This is a genomic window from Oceaniserpentilla sp. 4NH20-0058 (assembly GCF_040371755.1).
Taxonomy (GTDB): Bacteria; Pseudomonadota; Gammaproteobacteria; order Pseudomonadales; family Oceanobacteraceae; genus Bermanella.
Map to the genome: position 1 here is coordinate 19,317 of NZ_BAABWE010000009.1, position 22,228 is coordinate 41,544.

19 protein-coding genes and 1 tRNA gene are annotated in these 22,228 nt (G+C 44.1%); 8 read left to right on the forward strand and 12 right to left on the reverse strand.

Annotated features, from left to right (window positions below):
* Positions 1-63: 63 nt before the first annotated feature.
* The 3 genes from folK to tsaD all read right to left on the reverse strand — a co-directional run bounded on the left by folK (position 64) and on the right by tsaD (position 2,231).
* Positions 64-546, reverse strand: a complete 483-nt coding sequence (folK, locus tag ABWV45_RS12115; RefSeq protein ID WP_353351971.1) for a 2-amino-4-hydroxy-6-hydroxymethyldihydropteridine diphosphokinase — start codon at positions 544-546, stop codon at positions 64-66.
* A gap of 9 nt (positions 547-555) precedes the next feature.
* Positions 556-909, reverse strand: a complete 354-nt coding sequence (folB, locus tag ABWV45_RS12120; protein ID WP_353351972.1) for a dihydroneopterin aldolase — start codon at positions 907-909, stop codon at positions 556-558.
* 296 nt (positions 910-1,205) lie between these two features.
* A complete protein-coding gene (gene tsaD / locus ABWV45_RS12125; protein WP_353352130.1) occupies positions 1,206-2,231 on the reverse strand; it encodes a tRNA (adenosine(37)-N6)-threonylcarbamoyltransferase complex transferase subunit TsaD in 1,026 nt (341 codons plus the stop codon).
* 264 nt (positions 2,232-2,495) lie between these two features.
* Here tsaD and rpsU point away from each other — a divergent pair, with 264 nt between their 5' ends.
* From rpsU to ABWV45_RS12150, 5 genes are all read left to right on the forward strand, one after another.
* Positions 2,496-2,711, forward strand: a complete 216-nt coding sequence (rpsU, locus tag ABWV45_RS12130; RefSeq protein ID WP_283787916.1) for a 30S ribosomal protein S21 — start codon at positions 2,496-2,498, stop codon at positions 2,709-2,711.
* 26 nt (positions 2,712-2,737) lie between these two features.
* On the forward strand, positions 2,738-3,190 hold the full coding sequence (locus ABWV45_RS12135) for a GatB/YqeY domain-containing protein (protein WP_353351973.1): 453 nt from the start codon (positions 2,738-2,740) through the stop codon (positions 3,188-3,190).
* 144 nt (positions 3,191-3,334) lie between these two features.
* Positions 3,335-5,299: a DNA primase gene (gene dnaG, locus ABWV45_RS12140; protein ID WP_353351974.1), complete on the forward strand. Its 1,965-nt coding sequence runs from the start codon at positions 3,335-3,337 to the stop codon at positions 5,297-5,299.
* Between the two features lie 119 nt (positions 5,300-5,418).
* On the forward strand, positions 5,419-7,266 hold the full coding sequence (gene rpoD, locus ABWV45_RS12145; protein ID WP_353351975.1) for an RNA polymerase sigma factor RpoD: 1,848 nt from the start codon (positions 5,419-5,421) through the stop codon (positions 7,264-7,266).
* A 151-nt stretch (positions 7,267-7,417) separates the two neighbouring features.
* A tRNA-Ile gene (locus ABWV45_RS12150) sits at positions 7,418-7,494 on the forward strand.
* A 622-nt stretch (positions 7,495-8,116) separates the two neighbouring features.
* Here the strand turns inward: ABWV45_RS12150 and ABWV45_RS12155 are convergent.
* Positions 8,117-9,376, reverse strand: a complete 1,260-nt coding sequence (locus ABWV45_RS12155) for a Y-family DNA polymerase (protein ID WP_353351976.1) — start codon at positions 9,374-9,376, stop codon at positions 8,117-8,119.
* Positions 9,364-9,765: a S24 family peptidase gene (locus tag ABWV45_RS12160; RefSeq protein WP_353351977.1), complete on the reverse strand. Its 402-nt coding sequence runs from the start codon at positions 9,763-9,765 to the stop codon at positions 9,364-9,366. Before ABWV45_RS12160 ends, ABWV45_RS12155 begins: the two co-directional genes overlap by 13 nt.
* A 38-nt stretch (positions 9,766-9,803) precedes the next feature.
* On the opposite strand from ABWV45_RS12160, the gene ABWV45_RS12165 reads away from it, so the two are divergent.
* The gene (locus tag ABWV45_RS12165) at positions 9,804-10,484 is read left to right on the forward strand and encodes an SOS response-associated peptidase (protein ID WP_353351978.1); all 681 of its coding nucleotides are present in this window, start codon (positions 9,804-9,806) and stop codon (positions 10,482-10,484) included.
* Positions 10,485-10,782: 298 nt separating this feature from the next.
* Here ABWV45_RS12165 and ABWV45_RS12170 read toward each other — a convergent pair whose 3' ends face one another.
* The 5 genes from ABWV45_RS12170 to ABWV45_RS12190 all read right to left on the reverse strand — a co-directional run bounded on the left by ABWV45_RS12170 (position 10,783) and on the right by ABWV45_RS12190 (position 16,355).
* Entirely contained in the window at positions 10,783-13,008 is a 2,226-nt protein-coding gene (locus tag ABWV45_RS12170) for an FG-GAP repeat protein (RefSeq protein WP_353351979.1), read from the reverse strand.
* Positions 13,009-13,171: 163 nt separating this feature from the next.
* Complete coding sequence (locus ABWV45_RS12175) at positions 13,172-14,458, reverse strand: hypothetical protein (protein ID WP_353351980.1); 1,287 nt, start codon at positions 14,456-14,458, stop codon at positions 13,172-13,174.
* Positions 14,418-15,065, reverse strand: coding sequence for a leucine-rich repeat domain-containing protein (locus ABWV45_RS12180; RefSeq protein WP_353351981.1), 648 nt, complete (start codon positions 15,063-15,065; stop codon positions 14,418-14,420). Before ABWV45_RS12180 ends, ABWV45_RS12175 begins: the two co-directional genes overlap by 41 nt.
* Positions 15,065-15,784, reverse strand: a complete 720-nt coding sequence (locus ABWV45_RS12185; protein WP_353351982.1) for an anti-sigma factor — start codon at positions 15,782-15,784, stop codon at positions 15,065-15,067. The genes ABWV45_RS12180 and ABWV45_RS12185 overlap by 1 nt, the downstream gene beginning before the upstream one ends.
* On the reverse strand, positions 15,777-16,355 hold the full coding sequence (locus tag ABWV45_RS12190; RefSeq protein ID WP_353351983.1) for an RNA polymerase sigma factor: 579 nt from the start codon (positions 16,353-16,355) through the stop codon (positions 15,777-15,779). Before ABWV45_RS12190 ends, ABWV45_RS12185 begins: the two co-directional genes overlap by 8 nt.
* Before the next feature lie 476 nt (positions 16,356-16,831).
* Here ABWV45_RS12190 and ABWV45_RS12195 point away from each other — a divergent pair, with 476 nt between their 5' ends.
* The gene (locus tag ABWV45_RS12195; protein ID WP_353351984.1) at positions 16,832-18,640 is read left to right on the forward strand and encodes a hypothetical protein; all 1,809 of its coding nucleotides are present in this window, start codon (positions 16,832-16,834) and stop codon (positions 18,638-18,640) included.
* A gap of 101 nt (positions 18,641-18,741) precedes the next feature.
* Here ABWV45_RS12195 and pgm read toward each other — a convergent pair whose 3' ends face one another.
* Positions 18,742-20,385 (reverse strand): phosphoglucomutase (alpha-D-glucose-1,6-bisphosphate-dependent), encoded by a 1,644-nt coding sequence (pgm, locus tag ABWV45_RS12200; RefSeq protein WP_353351985.1) that lies wholly within the window; start codon positions 20,383-20,385, stop codon positions 18,742-18,744.
* A gap of 139 nt (positions 20,386-20,524) precedes the next feature.
* Positions 20,525-20,854 (reverse strand): hypothetical protein, encoded by a 330-nt coding sequence (locus ABWV45_RS12205; protein WP_353351986.1) that lies wholly within the window; start codon positions 20,852-20,854, stop codon positions 20,525-20,527.
* Between the two features lie 357 nt (positions 20,855-21,211).
* On the opposite strand from ABWV45_RS12205, the gene ABWV45_RS12210 reads away from it, so the two are divergent.
* Positions 21,212-22,171: a YbgA family protein gene (locus ABWV45_RS12210; RefSeq protein WP_353351987.1), complete on the forward strand. Its 960-nt coding sequence runs from the start codon at positions 21,212-21,214 to the stop codon at positions 22,169-22,171.
* Positions 22,172-22,228 lie beyond the last annotated feature (57 nt).

Here is a 22,228-nt window from a genome sequence, read left to right on the forward strand (position 1 = left end):
GAAGCCATCAAACCCTATTTTATTCACCGATGGGTGAGTGCAAATCCAAACACCTACGTAAAATTAAAGCGTCACTTGCCAAAGGTTTTGCGAGTCTTTATCAAAGAAAAACCACAACCGACCATAAGTAACTTGTAATTCAGGATGAACCTCTTGTGCTGCAATGTCATTCATGGGTAACAGTACAAACGCATTTTTAGTGATTTCGTCCCGTGGTAACTGTACACCATCAATCACACCCACCAGATCATCATAGGTCAGAATATCAATATCCAGCGTACGTCCGCTGAATTTAGGGCCACTGCGTTCGCGGCCAAACTGATCTTCAATATGTTTAAGGGATTCGTTTAACTCACCTACACTTAATTGCGTTTCAAACTTAGCCACAAGATTGTAAAAATTATCACCATCAAACCCCACCGCTTCACTTTCATAAATTGGCGATAATACTAAAGCGCCAAAATGTTCGGCTAATGCAGTTAAACAACCACGAATGTTAGTTTGCTTGTTTATATTGCTGCCAATACTGACAAAAACTTGAGCCATGTATTTTTCCTACTGAACGCCGCGCTCGATCATAACACCCACACCGCTGGCCTGTGGAATCGCCGTCGGTTTTGTGAGCTTTAACTGCAACCAAGGTACGTTGAATTCTTTCATTAAAATATCAGCCACGTTTTCGGCCATGGTTTCCACCAATAAAAATTCACTTGTCGCGATAAAATCACTCAAGCGATCACACACGGCTTTATAATTGAGTGCTTTTTCAATGTCTTCTGATTGAGCCGCTGGCCGGTTATCCCATGCCATTTGTAAATCGAGACGCACGACCTGTTTTACTTCGCGTTCCCAATCATAGATGCCGATGATGGTTTCGATTTCTAAACCATCTATAAAGACTTTATCCATTATGACCCGTTAAATGTTTTATGCATCGTAAGATGCTGAATGTGAGATGAGAGATGTCCTCTCCCTCAAACTCTTTATTTATATTGATGGGTTACGCTCGTGCCTCACTAACCCATCCTACGAATTCTGTTATACATTTATTGAAACTTTTTTAAGCATTACATTCGCCCTACGTCCTATGAAGCGTCACTGAGGCAGCCAAGACAAGGCGATGAAAAAATTTTGCGAGGCGCATAGCTCGCCTATGTAACGAGTAAAATTTTTTCAGCAACGCCGTATTGGCAACGCAAGTAGCTTCAAATACTTTCTAATTGGTCCATGGGCCACCGCGGATGAACCACAATCTCTTCACCGTCTTTTTGCCCCGCCTTCATGCGCTGGCAACCTGCATAGGCAATCATGGCACCGTTATCCGTACAAAACTCTGGGCGCGGGTAAAACACTTCGCCATTAAGCTTATTCATCAAGCCATGTAATTTTTCACGTAGGTATTTGTTAGCACTTACACCGCCTGCGATCACTAAACGTTTTCTGCCAGTTTGTTCTAATGCTCGCTTACACTTAATACTAAGTGTATCCACCGCCGCTTGTTCAAACGCTAAAGCGATATCGGCTTTATCTTGTTCAGTTAAACCGCTCTCATCTTGGCATTTAACAATGGTATTTCGGGCAAAGGTTTTTAAACCACTAAATGAAAAGTCTAAGCCCGGTCTGTCGGTCATAGGGCGCGGAAATTTAAAGCGCCCCTGTGTGCCTTGTTGAGCTAATTTGGCGATATGTGGGCCACCGGGATAAGGTAAGTCCATCATCTTAGCGGTCTTATCAAAGGCTTCTCCTGCGGCGTCGTCTATGCTTTCCCCCAGCACTTCATATTGGCCAATGCCTTTCACATCCACTAACTGGGTATGGCCGCCACTCACTAATAAAGCCACAAACGGAAATTCTGGCGCATTATCTTCTAATAAAGGGGCCAATAAATGTCCTTCCATGTGGTGAACCGCCAGTGTTGGCAAACCCCAGCTCCATGCAAGGCTGCGCGCCAAACACGCGCCTACTAATAATGCGCCTGCTAAACCGGGGCCAGATGTATAAGCTACGCCATCTAATTCATCTGATGTGGTTTGAGCCGTTGCCATTACCTCTTTAATGAGGGGTATGGCTTTACGAATATGATCACGGCTGGCCAGTTCAGGAACAACACCACCATAAATGGCGTGCATTTCCACCTGACTGTACAATGCGTGGGACAATAGCCCTTGCTCAGAATCGTAAATGGCGATTCCGGTTTCGTCACAACTGCTTTCTATGGCTAAAACCCGCATGGTATTCCTCACATTTTTTGCGCGGGCCATTTTACGCAGCCTAGCCACAGAACACCAGAACCCAGTGATCATGGGGCCTCGCCCTTTTATAAAGTGTATGTGAACTATACTGGTCAGAGCTTTGCAATTAAGGGGCAAAGCGAGTAGAATCCCCCGCCTCAATAGGGCCTGAGTGTTTTAATGCGCTCAGAGTCAGGAAACTGATTAAATCCTAGTAGGCTTTTAAGGCCTGCTAAGTCAACTGATACACATAGGGTAGATTGAATGCCACAAGTTAAAGTAAAAGAAAACGAGCCATTTGACGTAGCACTACGTCGTTTCAAGCGTTCTTGCGAAAAAGCCGGTGTACTTTCTGAAGTGCGTCGTCGTGAACAGTTCGAAAAGCCAACTGCTGAGCGTAAGCGTAAAAAAGCAGCTGCCGTTAAGCGTCACGCTAAAAAAGTTTCACGCGAACAGCGTAAAATGACTCGTCTTTACTAAGATTCACAGACTATAGAGACACAGACATGAGTGAGCAAGGACTGGTTCAACAGTTAAAAGATGCAGTAAAAGCTTCTATGCGTGCGAAAGATAAGCCACGTACACAAGCCCTGCGTCTGATTCAGGCCGAGCTCAAACGTGTTGAAGTTGACGAACGCATCGAACTGGATGACGCTCGTGTCCTTACCATTATGGATAAAATGGTAAAACAACGCCGTGATTCTATTAAGCAATATGAAGACGCTGGTCGTACCGAACTTGCCGAAGTAGAACACTACGAAGTGAGCGTTATTCAGGACTTCCTACCAGAAGCCCTATCTGCGGAAGAACTTTCAGCCATTGTTGATAAAGCAGTGGCTGAGGTTAATCCAACTGGCATGCAAGACATGGGTAAAGTCATGGCACTTGTTAAGCCACAGGTACAAGGTCGTGCTGACATGGGTGCCGTAAGCAAGCTTGTAAAAGCCAGCTTTGCGTAAGCAACCCTAATCTAAGCAATCTCTTTTAAGATTCCTATCAAACTGGCATTCTTAGTCAGATGTGTTTTCTCGAACTCGTATTTGGCTGTGACTACTTACGCCCAAAACAGTCGATCACCGTGTAACATAGGTAGGTTTTAACTTTTGGCTGGCCGTATTCCACAAAACTTCATCGACGACCTATTGTCCCGCGTTAACATTGTTGATGTGGTAGATGCACGCATACGCCTGAAAAAAGCGGGTAAAAATCACCACGCCTGCTGCCCGTTCCACAGTGAAAAAACACCCTCGTTTACCGTCGCCTCAGATAAACAATTTTATTACTGCTTTGGCTGTGGCGCAAAAGGCAATGCCATTGGCTTTGTGATGGAATACGATCACATTGATTTCCCTGAGGCTGTCGAATTACTAGCAGGTACTGTGGGCCTTGAAGTCCCTAAAGAAGAAACCAGCCCGTTACAGCAAAAGCAGCAACAAGAGCGCAGCACTCATTACGACCTAATGAACAGTGCCAACGAATTTTACCAGCAACAGCTGCGCTTTCATGCAGAAAAAGACGCACCAGTTAATTATTTAAAAAAACGCGGGCTATCCGGTAAAGCGGCTAAATTCTTTGAAATCGGCTTCGCCCCACCTGGCTGGGACAACTTAAAAAGCACACTGGCCACCGACGACGACAAACTGAAAAGCCTCATTGATACCGGCATGATCATCAGTAAAGACGACGGTAAATGTTACGACCGCTTTCGCAATCGCGTGGTGTTCCCCATTCGCGATGTGCGCGGACGTACTATCGGCTTTGGAGCCCGCACCCTAGGCGATGACAAACCAAAATATTTAAACAGTCCAGAAACCCCCATATTTAACAAGGGCCATGAGCTTTACGGCCTGTACGAATGTCGCCAAATCCGCCAACCGCTCAAGCGTTTTGTGGTGGTAGAAGGTTATATGGACGTGGTTGCCCTGCATGAATATGGCGTGCATTACGCCGTAGCCACATTAGGCACCGCCACCAGTACAACTCACTTACAAAAAATGTTCAAAATCGCACCTGAAATCGTCTTTTGTTTTGATGGCGATGAAGCTGGACGCAAAGCCGCCAAGCGAGGCTTAGAGCTTGTCCTGCCCGTACTTGAAGATGGGCAACAAATTCGGTTTATGTTTCTACCTGAAGGGGAAGACCCAGACACAGTGGTGCGCAAAGAAGGCAAAGAAGGCTTTGAACAACGCCTACAACACGCCCAAGGCATCAGTGAGTTTTTACTGCAAACCATCAAACAAGACATCGACGACAGCGATAGTCTTGAAGGACGCGCTCGCTTAGCCAAATTGGCCGCCCCTATGATCCAACAAATCCCAGGCACTGCCCTTAAAAGCTTATTCTGGCAAGCCCTTGCAGATGAAACCCGCTTAGAGTCCAGCGAATTAAAAGAAATGGGGCAAGCGGAAGAAAATATTCAACTCATGCGCGAGCAACAACGAGATAAGCAAACATCCACTTATACCCCTGCTCCCGCTCAGAGTGAGCATGACTCGTACGATGCCCAATACCAACACCCAGAATACCAAGAACCCACACACCAAGTGGCTGAACACCCGTTAATCAAACAAGCCATTGCACTGATTTTACATGCGCCTCATGTAGTGCAAAGTTTTGGGGACTTAGCGTTTTTACAAGAATATCAAGGGCACAATAGCCAGCTATTACAAAACCTAGTTACGCATTTGCAAGACTCACCCCAACAAACCTTACTCGATGCACTGAGCTTGTTAGCTACAGACGAGCATTATCAGGAATATAAAACCCTCACTGAACAGTACAACCGAAGTGAAGGACACCTTAGCCAAGAGCAAGTGGCCGCCGACTGCTTAAGTCAGTTACGACTCAAAGCCGCCAAACAACTCAAGGCAAAATTAATCCGCCAAGCTGCCAGCAAAGGAGGGTTTAATAATCTAATATTGGAAGATCAGCAAATGTATCAATGGGCCAATTCCATAGAGGAGTTGAACCTTTTACATACCAAGCTCATCAAAGTGGGTGGCAAGCTAGAAGCGCTTAGCCAACAAGAACAGGATAAATACCGCCAATTAACAGGGCAAAACCCTTGAAAGCGTAAAAAAGAACCCCATTTCAATCACTTAATCACATCAATGCTGGATAACCCGCAGTCAGATCTTTATAATTGCGGGTTCGATTCGCGTACAGTACAGGACAACACAGGGTATATATGGCCGCCACACAACAGTCCCGTCTTAAAGAGCTCATAGCCAAAGGCAAGGAACAAGGTTACCTAACTTATGCACAGGTAAACGACCACCTTCCCGATGACATTGCCACCCCAGAACAGGTTGAAGACATCATCCGCATGATCAACGACATCGGTATTACCGTTGCCGAAGTCGCGCCGGATTCTGACACCATGATCATGGGCGAAGGCACCACTGATGAAGCCGCAATAGAAGAAGCGGCTGCGGCACTTGCTGCTGTCGAAAGTGATGTTGGCCGCACCACCGATCCCGTACGCATGTATATGCGTGAAATGGGTACCGTTGAGCTACTTACCCGTGAGGGTGAAATCGTCATCGCTAAACGAATCGAAGAAGGGATTCGTGAAGTAATGGCTGCATTATCTTACTTCCCTGGCTCCGTACGTACCGTACTTGATGCCGTTGAAGAATCCATGGCCGATGAAGAAATCAACCGCCTTGGTGATGTATTTAACGGATTCATCGACGCCAGCGACGATGACCCTGTACCAGCTACCCCTATTTCAGCGGAAGACAAAGCCATAAAAGAAAAAGAAAAAGCTGAAAAAGAAGGCGATAACTCTGAAGACGATGATGACACATCAGATGCTCCAACTGGGCCAGATCCAGTTGAAGTAAAACGTCGCATGGCCGAAATTGATAAGCAGCTTGCTAAAACCGACAAAGCCATTGAAAAGCATGGCCGTGGTAGCAAACAAGCCGACAAAGAAAACCTATTACTGGCCGAACTGTTCGCACCTATCAAATTATCGCCAAGATACTTTGACGAACTAGTAGGCAGCGCCCGTGACAACCTTGATGCCATTCGTGCGCAAGAACGTCAGCTAATGACCATCCTTACACGTAAGTGCAAGATGAACCGTCAAGAGTTCATCAAATCTTACCAAGGCAACGAAGGCAACATTGAATGGGTAGGTGAAATCGCCAACAGCGACAAACCTTACGCACCATCAGTATTGAATAACAAGTACGACCTAGAACGCGCACAAAAGAAAATTGGCCAAGTATCTAAACGCGTTGGCATTCCAATTATCGACATCAAAGAAATTAACCGCCGCGTCAGCATCGGTGAAGCCCGTGCTCGTCGTGCGAAAAAAGAAATGGTTGAAGCCAACCTACGTCTGGTTATCTCCATCGCGAAAAAATACACCAACCGTGGCCTACAATTTTTGGATCTTATTCAAGAAGGCAACATTGGCTTAATGAAAGCGGTTGATAAGTTTGAATACCGTCGTGGTTACAAGTTCTCGACTTACGCCACATGGTGGATTCGTCAGGCGATTACTCGTTCAATCGCTGACCAAGCCCGTACCATTCGTATTCCGGTACACATGATCGAAACTATCAACAAGCTAAACCGTGTAAGCCGTCAAATGCTTCAGGAAATGGGCCGCGAAGCCACCCCTGAAGAGTTGGCCGAACGCATGGACATGCCTGAAGACAAGATTCGTAAAGTACTTAAAATCGCCAAAGAGCCTATCTCCATGGAAACCCCAATCGGTGACGATGAAGATAGCCACCTAGGTGACTTTATCGAAGACGCCAACGGCTCAAGTCCTATCGACCATGCCACGGAAACCGGCCTAGTCGATGCAACTCGTGGCGTACTTGGCGGCCTAACCGCTCGTGAAAGTAAAGTACTGCGCATGCGCTTTGGTATCGACATGAACACTGACCACACCCTAGAGGAAGTGGGCAAACAGTTCGACGTGACCCGTGAGCGTATTCGTCAGATTGAAGCAAAAGCGTTACGTAAATTGCGTCACCCAAGTCGCAGTGATCACTTACGTTCGTTCTTAGACGAGTAAGAAATCACCAACCCCGAAACTTTCTAACAAAATCAGACAGTTAGGGGTAGGCAAAGAGAGCATCGGCCTTTATAATCCGATGCTCTTTTTTATGGCCCAACTCAAAGTTGGCGTTATTAGAAAGACCTCAATACCAAGTTCTTGGTTTTGCGGGCCCATAGCTCAGTTGGTTAGAGCAGCGGACTCATAATCCGTTGGTCCCTGGTTCGAGTCCAGGTGGGCCCACCATTTATCCCCCTAATTTTTTTGTAATCTAACGGCCTCGACTTTCTATAAATCCGTGGGTTGATCTCTGGTTCCAATATACGTGAGCACAATTTCCCTTAATTATTTTTTGTTATCTAAATGTCCGCTGCGCGGCCTCGACTTTCTATAAATTCGTGGGTTGATCTCTGGTTCCAATATACGTGAGCACAATTTCCCTTAATTATTTTTTGTTATCTAAATGTCCGCTGTGCGGCCTCGACTCTCTATAAATCCGTGGGTTGATCTCTGGTTCCAATATACGTGAGCACAATTTCCCTTAATTATTTTTTGTTATCTAAATGTCCGCTGTGCGGCCTCGACTCTCTATAAATCCGTGGGTTGATCTCTGGTTCAAGTATACGTGAGCACAATTTCCCTTAATTAGTTTTTGTTATCTAAATGTCCGCTGCGCGGCCTCGACTCTCTATAAATCCGTGGGGTAGTCCATAGTTCAGTCACTTTAGACCCACAATTTATCCTTTGACTTTTTATGTTCGTTGAACCATTACTTACCATCTTACTGTGTAGCGTATACTTATTGTGGCCACTTATAAGCGCATTTGCTTGCTCCTAATAACGCATATATCCCACTGATTACCCATTGTTAAACACATTGCACCTTGGGCAATGAAGTCCAGTTGGTTGTGTACGCAGGCGATGTATAGTTTTGTCGCATGGCCCATTTTTTATGAATGCCTTCTGCGCCGAAGAATACGGTGTTTCGCCCCCATCGGCCGTTGGTTTTATCCAGCATCGTCATTAACACATCACTGTGTGCGGCTTGCCCTTGTGCAAACATGTCGTATTGGTAGAAATGCCGATCTTGTATATCCAACAAGCCCACTCCCGCTTTCATAAAACGACCGTTTTCTCGATACATTTTTTTAATAGCCGTTTGAGCATAGTGAGAAATCATGCGCGTATCATTGGTTGGATGCAGCAATTTAACCGTCATGCTATTGGAGTAGTAATTTGGTTGCCATGGGGAGGTATGTAAAAACACATGAATGGCGGGGGTGAAGCTATTTTGCTTACGTAACTTTTGCGCGGCTCTACCCGCATAAACAGCAATGGCTTGTTGTATGGGTTCTAGCTCCGTGAGCTTTTCACCAAACGAACGAGTGCAATAAATCTGCTTTTTAGGCTGCGGTATTTCTTCTAACTCGTAGCAAGCTATGCCGTTTAATTCTGCAATCAGCCTTTCCACATTAATACTTAGGCGTCTTCTTAAGGTTTTTGCATTAGCCGTCGCTAAATCATAGGCGGTGTATATTTCAAATTCTTTTAAATGGGCCGCGAGGCGGTTGCCGATGCCCCATACTTTATTGACCGGTGTCCGCTTTTGTATCCATTGCCATTTTTCGGGTGTGTCCATGACACACACACCATTGAGTTTTTCGATGTTCTTAGCGGCTCGATTCGCTAATTTAGATAAGGTTTTTGTCGGCGCAATGCCCACCCCCACTGGCATTCGAATGTCCCGCCAAAGGGTTTGTTTAATGGTTTGTCCTATTTGATTCAAATCAAAGTGCTGCATACCATGAAACGACAAAAACATTTCATCAATGGAATACACTTCCACATGAGGTGAAAACGTATCTAACGTGCGCATCACTCGCTGGCTAATGTCCCCATATAGCGGGTAGTTTGAGCTAAAAATAGCCACTTTATTTTGTTTGAGAATGCCCTCCACTTCATGAAAGGGTTTTAAGTCGGCAATGCCCAACGCCTTGGCTTCTTTACTTCTGGCCACTACAAAACCGTCGTTATTGGATAGCACCACAACGGGTTTGCCTCTGAGCTCAGGGCGAAAGATTTGCTCACAACTGGCATAGCAAGAATTGCAATCCACTAGGGCAAACACGGCCAACCTCTATGGGCGCGAATAGAAAACGGAATCACCCCTTCAATGCATACGTCCAATTCATCCGGTATCACGATGGCGGTTTCATTTGGACTGGTGGCCAGTAAACGATTGTGTTTCAAATCCAGTACTTTACAGGTTAATTCCCCGCCTAATAATGCAACCACCACATCACCATGACGGGGCCGCAGCGCACGATCCACCACCAATAAGTCACCATCGAATATGCCAATGGCTTCTTGGCAACCGCCCTTAGCCCACACCATATAAGTCGCGGCTGGGTGTTGAATTAATAACTCATCTAAACTTAAGCTATCTTCTAAGTAGTCGTCGGCAGGGCTTTCAAAGCCACCCGCTGAAACAAACTGATGATAAATCGGTATTTTCATAATACTATTACTGTACAAATATACAGTAAACTTAAACCATGACAGGCAGAATATCAATGTGTGGTCGATTCAATTACGTTATAAGCGAAGGCATGGTGAGCTTATTTGATGAATTTGGCGTGGAGGTCTCGGGGGCTACCCGATACAACCTTGCTCCTACCGAGCAAGTGCCCATCATTCGCCAAACAAACGGAAAGCCGCAGTCACTAGAAGCCCGATGGTGGCTAGTGCCCAGTTGGTCAGATGGACCAAGCAGCCAATTTGCCATGTTTAATGCTAGGGCCGAAACATTGGCGTCCAGCCGTGCCTTTCAAGAACCGTTTAAACACAAACGGTGTTTGATACCGGCCAGTAGCTACATTGAATGGAAAAGTGAAAACGGCCGAAAACAAGCCTACGAGGTTTTTTCTGACGTGCCTTTGCTCTTTGCAGGTATGTGGGATGAGTGGAACGGTGAAATAACATCTTGCGCCATGATTACCACACAAGCCAGTGAAGTACTTGCTCCTATCCATCAGCGCATGCCTGTTATGTTAAATAGTGTTAAAGCTAAACAATGGATTAATATGGAGATTTCAAGTAACGACCTTAAGTCATGGCTTCAAGCCGATTTAGACATGCCCATGTATTATCACATGATAGATAACTCGATTGGTAATGTGCACAATAAAGCTAAGCCTACAAAAATGATCTCCAATATAAATATGACGCTATTTTAAATTCCAACTGACTTTAATTGGAACTGCATTCAAAAGATGCCCTGCCTACTATCATGCTCTCCCTAAATCAGAAACCGTGGCGAAAAAGCCACGCTCACTTTAGATTCTGGCGAGCATGAAGTGTACCCAGATAATTTTTCTACAGAAATACACAAAACGTTTTTAAATGACCCACAAAAACTGGCCGAGATATTCACTCAAATGAGTTAAAGCCAAAAACAATACAACGCCAAAGAAAAAAGCCCGCTATGAACTGCATGAGCGGGCTAAAAGCTTCTTTACTTTATAATTTTAATAATTAATACAAGTAAACAACTCCTGAATTATTAGCGCCTTTGGTGGTTTGATCACCATTAATACCTGTTGCGCTATTATCATCTAAGTCGGTGCCTACGGCTAATGTACTTCCGTCAGCATTTAGGCTAAGCGCACGACCAAATTGATCTTGGACGCCTGGGTTACTGGCTTTAATAAAGCTGGTTTGTACCCAGGTATCCGCTTGCAGTTCAAACACATAAACCGCACCGGCATTGTCTCGACCATTATTGCTTTCATCTTCACTTAAAAAAGCACCTGAGCTGTCTTCACCATTAACGCCCACTGCGATCATGCTGCCGTTTGCACTGATGCTCACTGAGCGGCCAAATTGATCACCCCCTTGAATGGTACTGGCTTTTAGATAGGCCTTTTGGCTCCAGCTATTTACATCATCACGCACAAATACATACGCTGCGCCGGAATCACCTCGACTGTTATCTGATTCGTTAAGGCTTCCACTGTCCTCTAAACGAGCCCCCACTACTAACGTGCTGCCGTTTGCGCTGATATCTATGGCGCCACCAAATGCATCGTTACCCTGACTGTTGCTGGCTTTAATGTAAGCTTGTTGTGACCATGCATCATTATCGAATGCAAACACATACACGGCTCCAGAATTGCCTGCTCCATTATTGGTGCCGTCACCATTAATCACACTGGCGTTGCTGTCTTCAAAACGTGTTCCTACTGCTAAAGTGTTGCCGTCGTCACTTAAGCTAATGTCTGCACCGAACAAGTCATCACCTTGCGTATTACTGGCTTTGATATATGCGGATTCAACCCAAATATCTTCAACTAAATCGAACACATATACGGCACCGGAATTACCAGCAGCATTATCGGTTGCACTGGTTTCACTCACTCCTGTGGTATTACTGTCTTCGCGGAATGCTCCCACGGCCATGCGCTGGCCATCTGCACTGATAGAAACCGACACACCAAACTGATCGAATGCTTCTGAGTTGCTGGATTTAATATACGCCTGCTGGCTCCACTGATCACCACTGCGAGTAAATACATACACCGCACCTGAATTTGAAGCACCATTGTTTTGCTCATCAATGTCCGTAGGAGTCGTACCTTGTGCATTACTGTCTTCTAGACGTGCGCCTACCACTAGGGTATTGCCATCTGCACTGACACTAATGGACTCGCCAAAATTATCATCGACTCCTGAGTTACGGGCTTTGATATACGCTTGTTGCTGCCAGCCGTTATCGTCTTTAAAAAATACATACGCCGCACCAGAGTTAGCTCGACCGTTGTTATCTTCTACTCCGCCTACAGTGGTAGAAGCACTGTCTTCATGTGGGGCAGCCACTACCAGAGTCAGTCCGTCAGAACTTAAGCTCATAGATGCGTTTGAATATAAATCTGGGTCAATAATTCCACCAAAGCGGTCATTGGCTTGAGCATTGGATGCTTTAATAAAGGCAACTGTTTGTACAAGTTCTTCAACATTGTCTTGAACAAAGGCGATGTCTGAGAAACCTGAGCATTGATCCTCAATACACGCTTGTAACATATATTGCGCGTTTTGAGATTGGTGCAATGTCTTTTCTACAAGAATATTTTGTTCACCCTGAGGAATGCCATCACGAATTACAGTGAAACCTGACTGACCATCAATGTTTTCGAGCAATTTGTAATAGGTGGCATTTTCGGAATCATTCCAAGTGAATTGGAAGGTTTTAATACCACCAGAACTGATTAAAAAATTTTCAGGAGGCAATAAGGTGATTGGCTCTTCTGGAGTTTCAACTGGCGGTTCTTCCGGCGTTTCAACCGGTGGTTCTTCTGGTGTTTCAACAGGCGGCTCTTCCGGCGTTTCTACTGGTGGCTCTTCCGGTGTTTCTACTGGCGGCTCTTCCGGCGTTTCTACTGGTGGCTCTTCCGGTGTTTCTACTGGCGGTTCCACTGGGGTTTCTACTGGTGGTTCTACTGGGATTGCTACCGGCGGTTCCACTGGGGTTTCTACTGGCGGTTCCACTGGGGTTTCTACTGGCGGCTCCACTGGGGTTTCTACTGGCGGCTCCACTGGGGTTTCTACTGGCGGTTCCACTGGGGTTTCTACCGGTGGTTCCACTGGGGCTTCATTAGGTGTACCGGTTGTCGGATTATCATCACCCGAACTCTCACTACCACATGCGGCTAGTAAACTAGCCAGCATCAGTATACTAAGGTTTTTTGTTATTGTGCTTATCATTATCGCCTTCCTGTTGAGCATTATGTTTTAAGTTACATAGAGCATTACGAAGGGATGTTTTAAAAAGTTGCAGTTTTCAATACAAATTATTAGAAAAGTTAAAATTATGTCGCCATTTTGATAAATGGCGTAGGGAGACTTTATTATGACTGGTTGCAGGCGCTTACAGGTTATGGGTAAACATTAAAAAAAGGCGTTGCTCATTGGGACGACTATCGGTTCGTGTTTTAAATTCGGCATAACGGAATAACAAACTATTCTCACGATTAAATTTAAAAATCAGGTCCATATCGAGCTCTTCCCCTATTGCAGTATTATGCCTATCTGAATAAAAAGCATGATAGCGGGCATCCAATTTGAAAGGGCTGCTTCGCCAAATATACTGCAAAGAGTAATCCCGCAGCCCAGTACTGGGCGTTAGTAAGAACTTATCAACCCATCCATTTTTTTCATGCAAAGATGCAAGAGGTGTTACAAAACTCGCACCGTTACTTGCTCCTAAATGCTGGTAATTGAGTGATACCTCATGGCTATGGTAGCCAACCCCTGCGCCTATATCGTAAAAACTAAGGGTCCTATTGTTGTTAATTTCCGTACGCGTTTGCAGTGCTATTTCCCCATGAGCCTGTGTGCGTAACGTATGCCAACGCCCTTTAAACTGGTAACGCGCACCAAGAGTTTGATTGGATAACGCAGCGGCCTCTTTGATATCCATATCAAAATAATAAACTTGTATTTGTGAGTAATCCCATTCTTTAAACTGTGCAAATACTAGGTGTGTATTGTGATCATGGTCCCCTAAAAAAGAGGCTGGGCGTATACCATTTTGTTCAACAAAGTTGGAATCCGATGGACTAAGGTATTTTCCTGCATGGTCGCCATTAATACGATTCACATTATCCACATAGCGGTACAGAACATGGGATGCCACTCCAAATTCATATTTGAAACCTAAGGTATCCAGTGTCTGTTGGTTTTGCCAAAACCCATTGGTGCCCACAAAACGCTGATTACCTAAATTGACTGCCTCCCGCCCTAAGGTCAATTGCCATGTATTGGCTGGGGCGTAACGTATAAGAACCTGGTTTAAATCACTGCCTTGAGCATCAGGAATTACTGGATTGCCATTAAAGTGCACCCCGTTACTGAACTCATCTTTCCAACCCAGTTCCACATGATCTACTTCAAGTAGCGTGGAGAAATGTGAACTCCATTCACTCTCTACATGAAGGCGCAGCAATAAGGAGGCCGCTTTGCTGTGGGTGTTGGCATCCACATTTGCGAGACGCCCACGACTGCCAAATTCAAAAGTATGATTGTCTTGTGAGTACTCAAGAGCAACCGCAGGTGCCTGCATACTGGCTAGGCATATCAACCCAACTAAACACGAAACCGTATAACCTGAAAGTTTACCAGTCTTCTGCATTGCCATCGTGGAGATAGCTGACATTTTCTTGTTTATCCATTTCATCATATAGGGTATCTGGCATGGGATTTTGGCGGCAGTCCATATAGTGCAAACTTGGTAAATGATGTATATCAACGGTTTCCAGTTGATTGTTAAAAATATATATTTTTTCAAGTTTGGGTGTCCCCTGATAAATGAAGCGTTGTATCTTATTGTTATTGGCTTTCATTTCAGTCAACTCAGGTAACTGAGAAAGGGTTACATTCGTTAGCTGATTATCGAATAAATATAATTTTTTTAGTTTTAATAAGCCCGAAATATTAACGGTTTTTAAATGATTACGAGCCAAGTTCAAATGCGTTAAATGCTTTAACGTTGCAAAATCCACATCCAGTTTTACAATGCGATTATTATAAAGTGATAAGCTCTCTAAACCTGTAAATTGCTCTAAACCCGCTAAGGATTGAATATCTAGGCTGTGACATTTAATAGCCGTTACGTCTTTAAGTTGCACCCAGCCATGATCTTTAGCTAATGTTTCTAAGCACCCCTGTAAGAAGCGATCTTTAACCGCCAACTCTAATGAGTTGGCTTTCATAGACAACAACAGCAACAAAAAAAACAAACCCGTTAAGCGACAAGCCGGCATTACACACTATCCTGCGTTTCTCTCAAACGAATACACACCCCTTTGGCAATCACCCTATCGCTAGGTTCATCCAATGCAGAGCCACCTACTTCTTCTTGAGTAATGATTAAGTGAGAGGAGTCTTGTATTAATCGTAACGTGGCTTGATCTAATTTCACTTCAGTTAATTCTGTTTTGTTAAAAACCAGTAATGGTCGAATCTGTCCGTCACGTCGAGACTTGGCCCATAACTGCAAGCTGTGTTCTTGCGGTGCTTGCCAATTTTCCCACTTTAACCACAGGGTATTGCCTTCACTGGCTGTAAGGGCGGTTAAAATAGGTTGATCTTCATCATCCACTAATACGGCAACGTAATCTGTATTTAGTCCTGAGGGCTGGAACAAAGCGTTATTTACAAACAAGCTACTAACTACAACTAACATGGCAAAGGCGATCCCTGTAATCACTTTCCACGGTAGTATTTTTTCCCAAATACTAAGTGCTGGGTTAGCCTCCTCTTGATTAATAGCCGCTTGTATCTTTTTAAGCGTGTCTGCTTTGGGTTCTAAAACCGGAACACTGTGCGGTGGCGGCATCAAAGCCACTTCCCATCTGCGCACCTCCTGCTGTAAATGATCATCGGTTGCGAGTTGTTGTTCGAACGCATCGCGCTCTTCATTTCTTAATGTACCCAGTACATATTCAAGAGCCAGCGCGTTTTTATCGTCTGAGCTATTCATTGCCAGCCCCTCCGTCTTTACCTTCCATGCAGTCTTTTAGCCTTGCACCGCCACGCTTTAACCACGATTTTACTGTATTGATATTAGCCCCTAGAGCCTCGGCCAACTCTTCCCGTGAATAACCATACAAATAAGCCAGCTCAATACTGTGCTTAAACTTGCTATTCATCATGTCTAAACATTTTTGTAATTGTTCATTTAAGCGAAAACGACTGTATGCTTCCTCTTGAGTATCTTCATTGGGAATTCGCAGCAAAATGTCTGCTTCTTCCTCATGATTAGGGCGATTCTGATGGCGTTTTTCATGCCGCAATTTATCAATAGCACGGTAACGAACAATACTGGTTATCCATGTGCTTGGCTCTCCTTGCACAGAAGAATAGCTGGAGGCGTTATTCCAAATTTGTAAGAAGGACTCTTGCAGTACTTCGTTACTGGCCTCTTCTGAGCCCAAAATACGATAAGCGACCGCATTAAGATAACCTGATGTTTTCAGGTATAAAGCCTCTAACGCCTTTTGATCGTTCAATGCGCAACGTGCAAGCAACTCCATTAATTCTTTGTTATCCAAAAACGTCGTCCTTCATATATACGCGCAGCCATGCCATTAAGTTGCAGTGCCAGAATAAAAACCCTGAATAGTACAAGTGTGTTACTTAAATCAAAAGCCGAGAAACATTAAAGGAGTCTCATTATGAGTATTTAATAAGAAACTTTTCACACGCTTCCAAGACGTTTTAAGCCAGTAAGTAATGACCGCCTTAAACTAAAATTCAGTCTAGCACTCCTTCCATGAACGCATCCGGACTTTTACCATCGCCCCTTAACTGCATATAAAACATACAAACAATAGCTGTATTTATTTTACTCATTAGGAAACCAAATCCCTTATAGGAAAATGATCAATTTTAACTACTTAGTCAGCATATAGTGCTAGATAAGATCAATTTCGCCATATTTATGTGAAGCACATCACAAGTGTTTTACTTTACATTATTCATTAAAGTAATATTCGGTCCCCTCAATAATGAGACATTCGGGATAACAATGATGATCACTTCTTTTAAAAAGTGGGCCTGCCTCGTTGGCATGGCCACCTTACTTAGCGCATGTGGCAGTAATGATGCTTCTCAAGATAACAGTGGTGAATCCACCGCAGATATGAGCTACGATGTTTCGGCTTTCCTTTCTCAGGAAGTGAGTCCAACCTCAAACAGCTCTAACCTGACTATTTCTAATGAAGAAGCCACTACCGCTTCTTATACCTCTGAGCAAATTCTTCGTGGTGAATTATCTGCAACGACCATTGGCGGTGCTAACGACGGTAACGTTGAAGTATTTCCTTGGACAGTTTACTTAGATGCAGACACCCTAGAGGCATCAAGCAACCTAACGTTAACGCTTGATCCTGGCAATTATGATTTTGAATTGTTGCTAACAAAAGGTGATCAGCAATACGCTGGTTACTCTAACCAAACATTAGTTGATGGTGCTAACGATGTGGCCATGACTATTAAGCCAATTATTGGTGATGTACTTGAAGAAGTAACGATCATTGATCGCTTAGCTTTCTTTAAATTCCAATACAGCCTTGATGACTTAGCCGCAATTGCCACTCCAAGTATTGGCATTCAAGTAGATGGCGACGCTGAACAACTTTTCACCATTAATGCTGTAACCGGTTTAAGTGATACTTTTGTTAACCTTCCAACAGGCACACACACCTTAACCCTAAAATTCTATGAAGCAGGCACTCAAGTAGGTAAATCCATTGCCGCTCAAGAAACCCAGACAGTTGCATTTGGTACTGATTTAGCAATGGATATTGTACCTCTTCACGGTGAAATGCAGTTAGTCCTAACCGAAGACGGTGGCGACGCTAACCTAAGCGTAATCGTACCTGCGGAAGTGGTAGACGAAGTTGGCGGTACCAACAACCTAACAGCCACTCTTGCTCTAGTTGGTGTTAAAAACCCACTACAAGAAAGTGCTTTATTATTTATTGATCAAGGCAATGGTACTTACCAAGCAGACATCGTATTAACTGATCTTCAATACGAAGACGTTACCTTAAGCATGACGTTTGAAGACACGGCTACGACAGATCAAATTGCTAGCTGCAACAACACTTGGACCATTAATAACCAAAGCCAATCATTCCTATGTAACATCACACTGATTCGTCGTGCGGTTGTTAGCAGCAATATCTTAGCGGTATTAGGTTTGAACGTATTCAATGAAGCAGGCGAGCCTGTAAGCGGCGCGGTAGTGACTAATGCAAGCGGCGACACTTTGGGTATTACTGGTAGCGGTGTTTACGGTACAGCTGGTTACTTAAAAGTTTATGTACTTGCTGGTGATCATGACATCACTGCCACTGACTTAAACAACAGCCAAGCACAAACAGCAACGGTTAGCCTGTCTCCGCTTGAAGTTGAAAACGTACAGCTAACTCTTGAAGATATTTTCTCTGACGCCATTGGCTTCACTGGTGACTTTGATTCATCTAACTGGACTGTAAGCGGTGTAGCTTCTACATCTATCGGAGCTACTCAAGTAACAGCAACCGTTGGCGGCGGCGGTGGCGGTACGGATGCATCAATCACCATTCCTGCAAACGGCACTATCAACTTTGATTGGGCAATGAATGTGTACTCTGCGGGTCAATACGGCGATTCTATCCAATACTTCATCAATGGCACTGCCGTTGTATTATCAAGTGCTGGTAGCGCATCTGGTTCTGAAACGAATATTGCCGTACAAGCTGGCGATACCTTTGGTTTCAGAACTTGGGGCACGACTTCATCGTCTAGCTACCAAGCAGTTTATAACAACTTTAGCTACATCGTAGATTAAGTTGTTATTCAAGCGTTGCTGTTAATCGCAACGTTTGAAATTCAAAGCATAAAAAAACCACACAGACTCACGTTTGTGTGGTTTTTTTTGACCTGTGAAAATTAGGCTTTCAGCGCCGAACTCACCAGCTCTTTTGCTTCTTCAAATAGGTTTTGTAAGTGTGCATCCCCTTTAAAGCTTTCGGCATAAATTTTATAAATGTCTTCAGTGCCTGATGGGCGTGCTGCGAACCAGCCGTTTTCTGTGGTCACTTTTAATCCACCAATGGCTGCATCATTGCCCGGTGCTTGGGTTAACACACTGGTAATTTTTTCACCGGCTAACATGTCAGATGTCACCTGTTCTGGCGACAACTGTGAAAGCATCGCTTTTTGCTCTGGTGTGGCAGGTGCGTCTACACGGTCTGAGCTTGGCTCGCCCAGCTGTTCTGTTAATTGACGATACAGTTCACCCGGGTCTTTGCCCGTTACCGCAGTCATTTCAGCCGACAATAACGCAGGTGCAAGACCGTCTTTGTCAGTTGTCCATACACTGCCATCTTTACGTAAGAACGATGAACCGGCGCTTTCTTCACCGCCAAAGCCCAATGAACCATCAAATAAGCCGTCTGCAAACCACTTAAAGCCCACAGGTACTTCGTACAATTTGCGTCCAATTTTATTAGCCACACGATCAATCATAGAGCTGCTCACCAGCGTTTTACCAATAGCAGCATCTGCGGACCAATTTGGACGATTCTGAAATAAGTAATCAATCGATGTAGCCAAATAGTGGTTAGGCAGCATCAAACCTGCGCTATTGGTGACGATGCCGTGACGGTCATGGTCAGTGTCGCAGGCAAACGTAATATCATATTTATTGCGCAGACCAATGAGGCTTTGCATAGCGTGAGAAGACGATGGGTCCATACGGATTTTGCCATCCCAATCTAGGGTCATGAAGCGGAAAGTTAAATCCACGTCTTTATTTAAAACGGTTAAATCCAGCTTGTAACGCTCTGCAATGGCTCCCCAATAATTCACACCCGCCCCACCTAATGGATCAACACCCATACGAATACTGGCTGAGCGAATGGCGTCCATGTCGATGACGTTTTCAAGGTCGTTTACATAGCTATTTAAAAAGTCATATTCGTGTGTGGTAGAGGCATTACGTGCCTGCTCAAACGGCATACGTTTGATGCCATTTAATTTCGCTTCTAATAGCTCGTTGGCTTTGTTTTCAATCCACTTGGTAATATGGCCGTCTGCTGGCCCACCATTGGTTGGATTATATTTGAAACCACCACCATCAGGTGGGTTATGAGATGGTGTAATCACCACTCCGTCCGCCAACCCAGACGTCCGACCTTGGTTGTAAACAATAATGGCATGAGATAGCGCTGGGGTGGGTACGTACTCATCCCCAGCTGAGACCATGACATTCACTCCGTTTGCTGCAAATACTTCTAATGAGCTCACATAGGCAGGCTCTGATAGAGCATGGGTATCAATACCTAAAAACAATGGGCCATTTATGCCCTCTTTTTCGCGATATAAACAAATGGCCTGACTGATGGCCAATACGTGATCTTCATTGAAGCTGTTTTTAAATGATGAACCACGATGCCCCGAGGTACCAAAGGCCACACGTTGGGCCGCTACACTGGGATCGGGTTTTTCACTGTAGTAGGCGGTAATCAGTTTTGCGACATTCACCAGTTGGTCAGCTGGCGGTAATTGGCCCGCTAGAGGGTGGGTGCTCATATGATGTATCCATATAGGTTAAACATTAGATTGGCTAACTTTACCCTATGGCATGGTTCACATAAACACGTACAGGAAATAACAGGCAAAAAAAAGCCAAGAACGTGTCTTGGCAAAATGAGAATATAGGGCTGTGCTACTAGGCAGTTGGAGTAATGTTTTTAACGACCCTAGCCGTGAAGTACACCAAGCTGTCTTTTAAATCGGAGACCTCTATTTGGTTTTGACCAAATGGGGACAATTTTACAGAGCTAATGGCTAAGCCCTGAGCGCTGATCAAATTTCGATCAACGTCATTAAAGTGTGGATGCATGAAAGCAAAGCTTTGACGCTCACCATCACGTTCAAGGGTGACAATTAATTGTGGATCGGCCAATTCATTGCCACGATAATAATTAACGTAACTCACCTCAAAAGAAGCATCGAATTGGAAAAGTATCTGTGCGCTTTGTTGTTTGCTTAAACTCATAATTATTAACCTATTATTGAAACCCTATATTAAATATCTAGTCCGGTTTAAGTCGCTTTGCAAAGACAAGGCCCATAAAAGTTAACAAATAATTAAAGTCGTCATGCTTATAGCGAATTTAGCTAAAATTAACGGGGCACGTGCCTTGATAATCTAAAAATCTACTCCTTGATTAAAAAATGATGACAAATTCATTAAACACTATGCTTTATGCTTTTTACACATAAAGGATAGACCAATATCGACAAAAGCGACATATAAAAGCATTTTTTAAACGTCCAATGCTAAAAAGTTCACGTATATTAAAATAACGGCAACTGTTTCTCTTAAAGTTAACATCACTCAGGAGCACACAAAATGAGCATCAAAGTTGGTATCAGCGCCTGTTTATTAGGTCAAGAAGTGCGCTACAACGGCAGTCACAAACGCTCACGTTATATACAGGAGGTGCTGTCTGAATATTTCGAGTATTCGCCTTTATGCCCTGAAATGGGTATTGGACTTGGGGTCCCTAGAAAGCCTATTCGTCTCATCACCACATCAGGTAACAACGAAACAGGCATAGAAGCAGCGCTGACTGAAGATCACAGTGTTCGGTATACTGAGCAGCTCAAAGACTATGCTAGACAACAAGTTGACCACTTATCTGATGCAAGTGGTTACCTATTTATGCAAAAGAGCCCAAGCTGCGGTTTTACCCGAGTCAAGCTGTATCATGAGAATGGTAATCCTTTAGAGGTGTCTCAGGGCATTTACGCCGCTGAATTAGATAAACTATTACCACTAATGCCAAAAGAAGAAGCGGGCCGCCTAAGCGACCCAATGATTCGAGAGAACTTTATCACTCGCGTAATGGCTTACCACGACTGGCAACACAATGTGGCCGATAAGCTTAGCGCCCAAACTTTGCTCGGTTTTCACGTGCGTTATAAATATTTATTAATGGCCCATCATATTAAAAGCTATCAATCCCTTGGTAAGCTTTTAAGTAATCTCAAAGCTCAGCCTTTAGGGGATATTGCTCACCAATACATTACTGAGTTTATGTCCGCCCTAAAACACATTGCTAATCGTAAAAAAAACAGCAACGTTTTGCAGCACTTACAAGGCTATTTGAAAAAAGAATTATCCAAAGATGAAAAACAAGAAATGCACAATTTGATACACCAGTATCGCACCGGACTCATCCCAATTGTGGTACCGCTTACCTTATTGAAACACCATATAAATAAACACACCACTGATGATAATTACTTACGTAAACAAAAATATTTAAACCCACACCCTTATGAATTAGGGCTACGTAACGCTATTTAAATAATTATCGCAATACTCTAACGTTAGATAATGTGTACTTAAACATTTCTTGTTAGA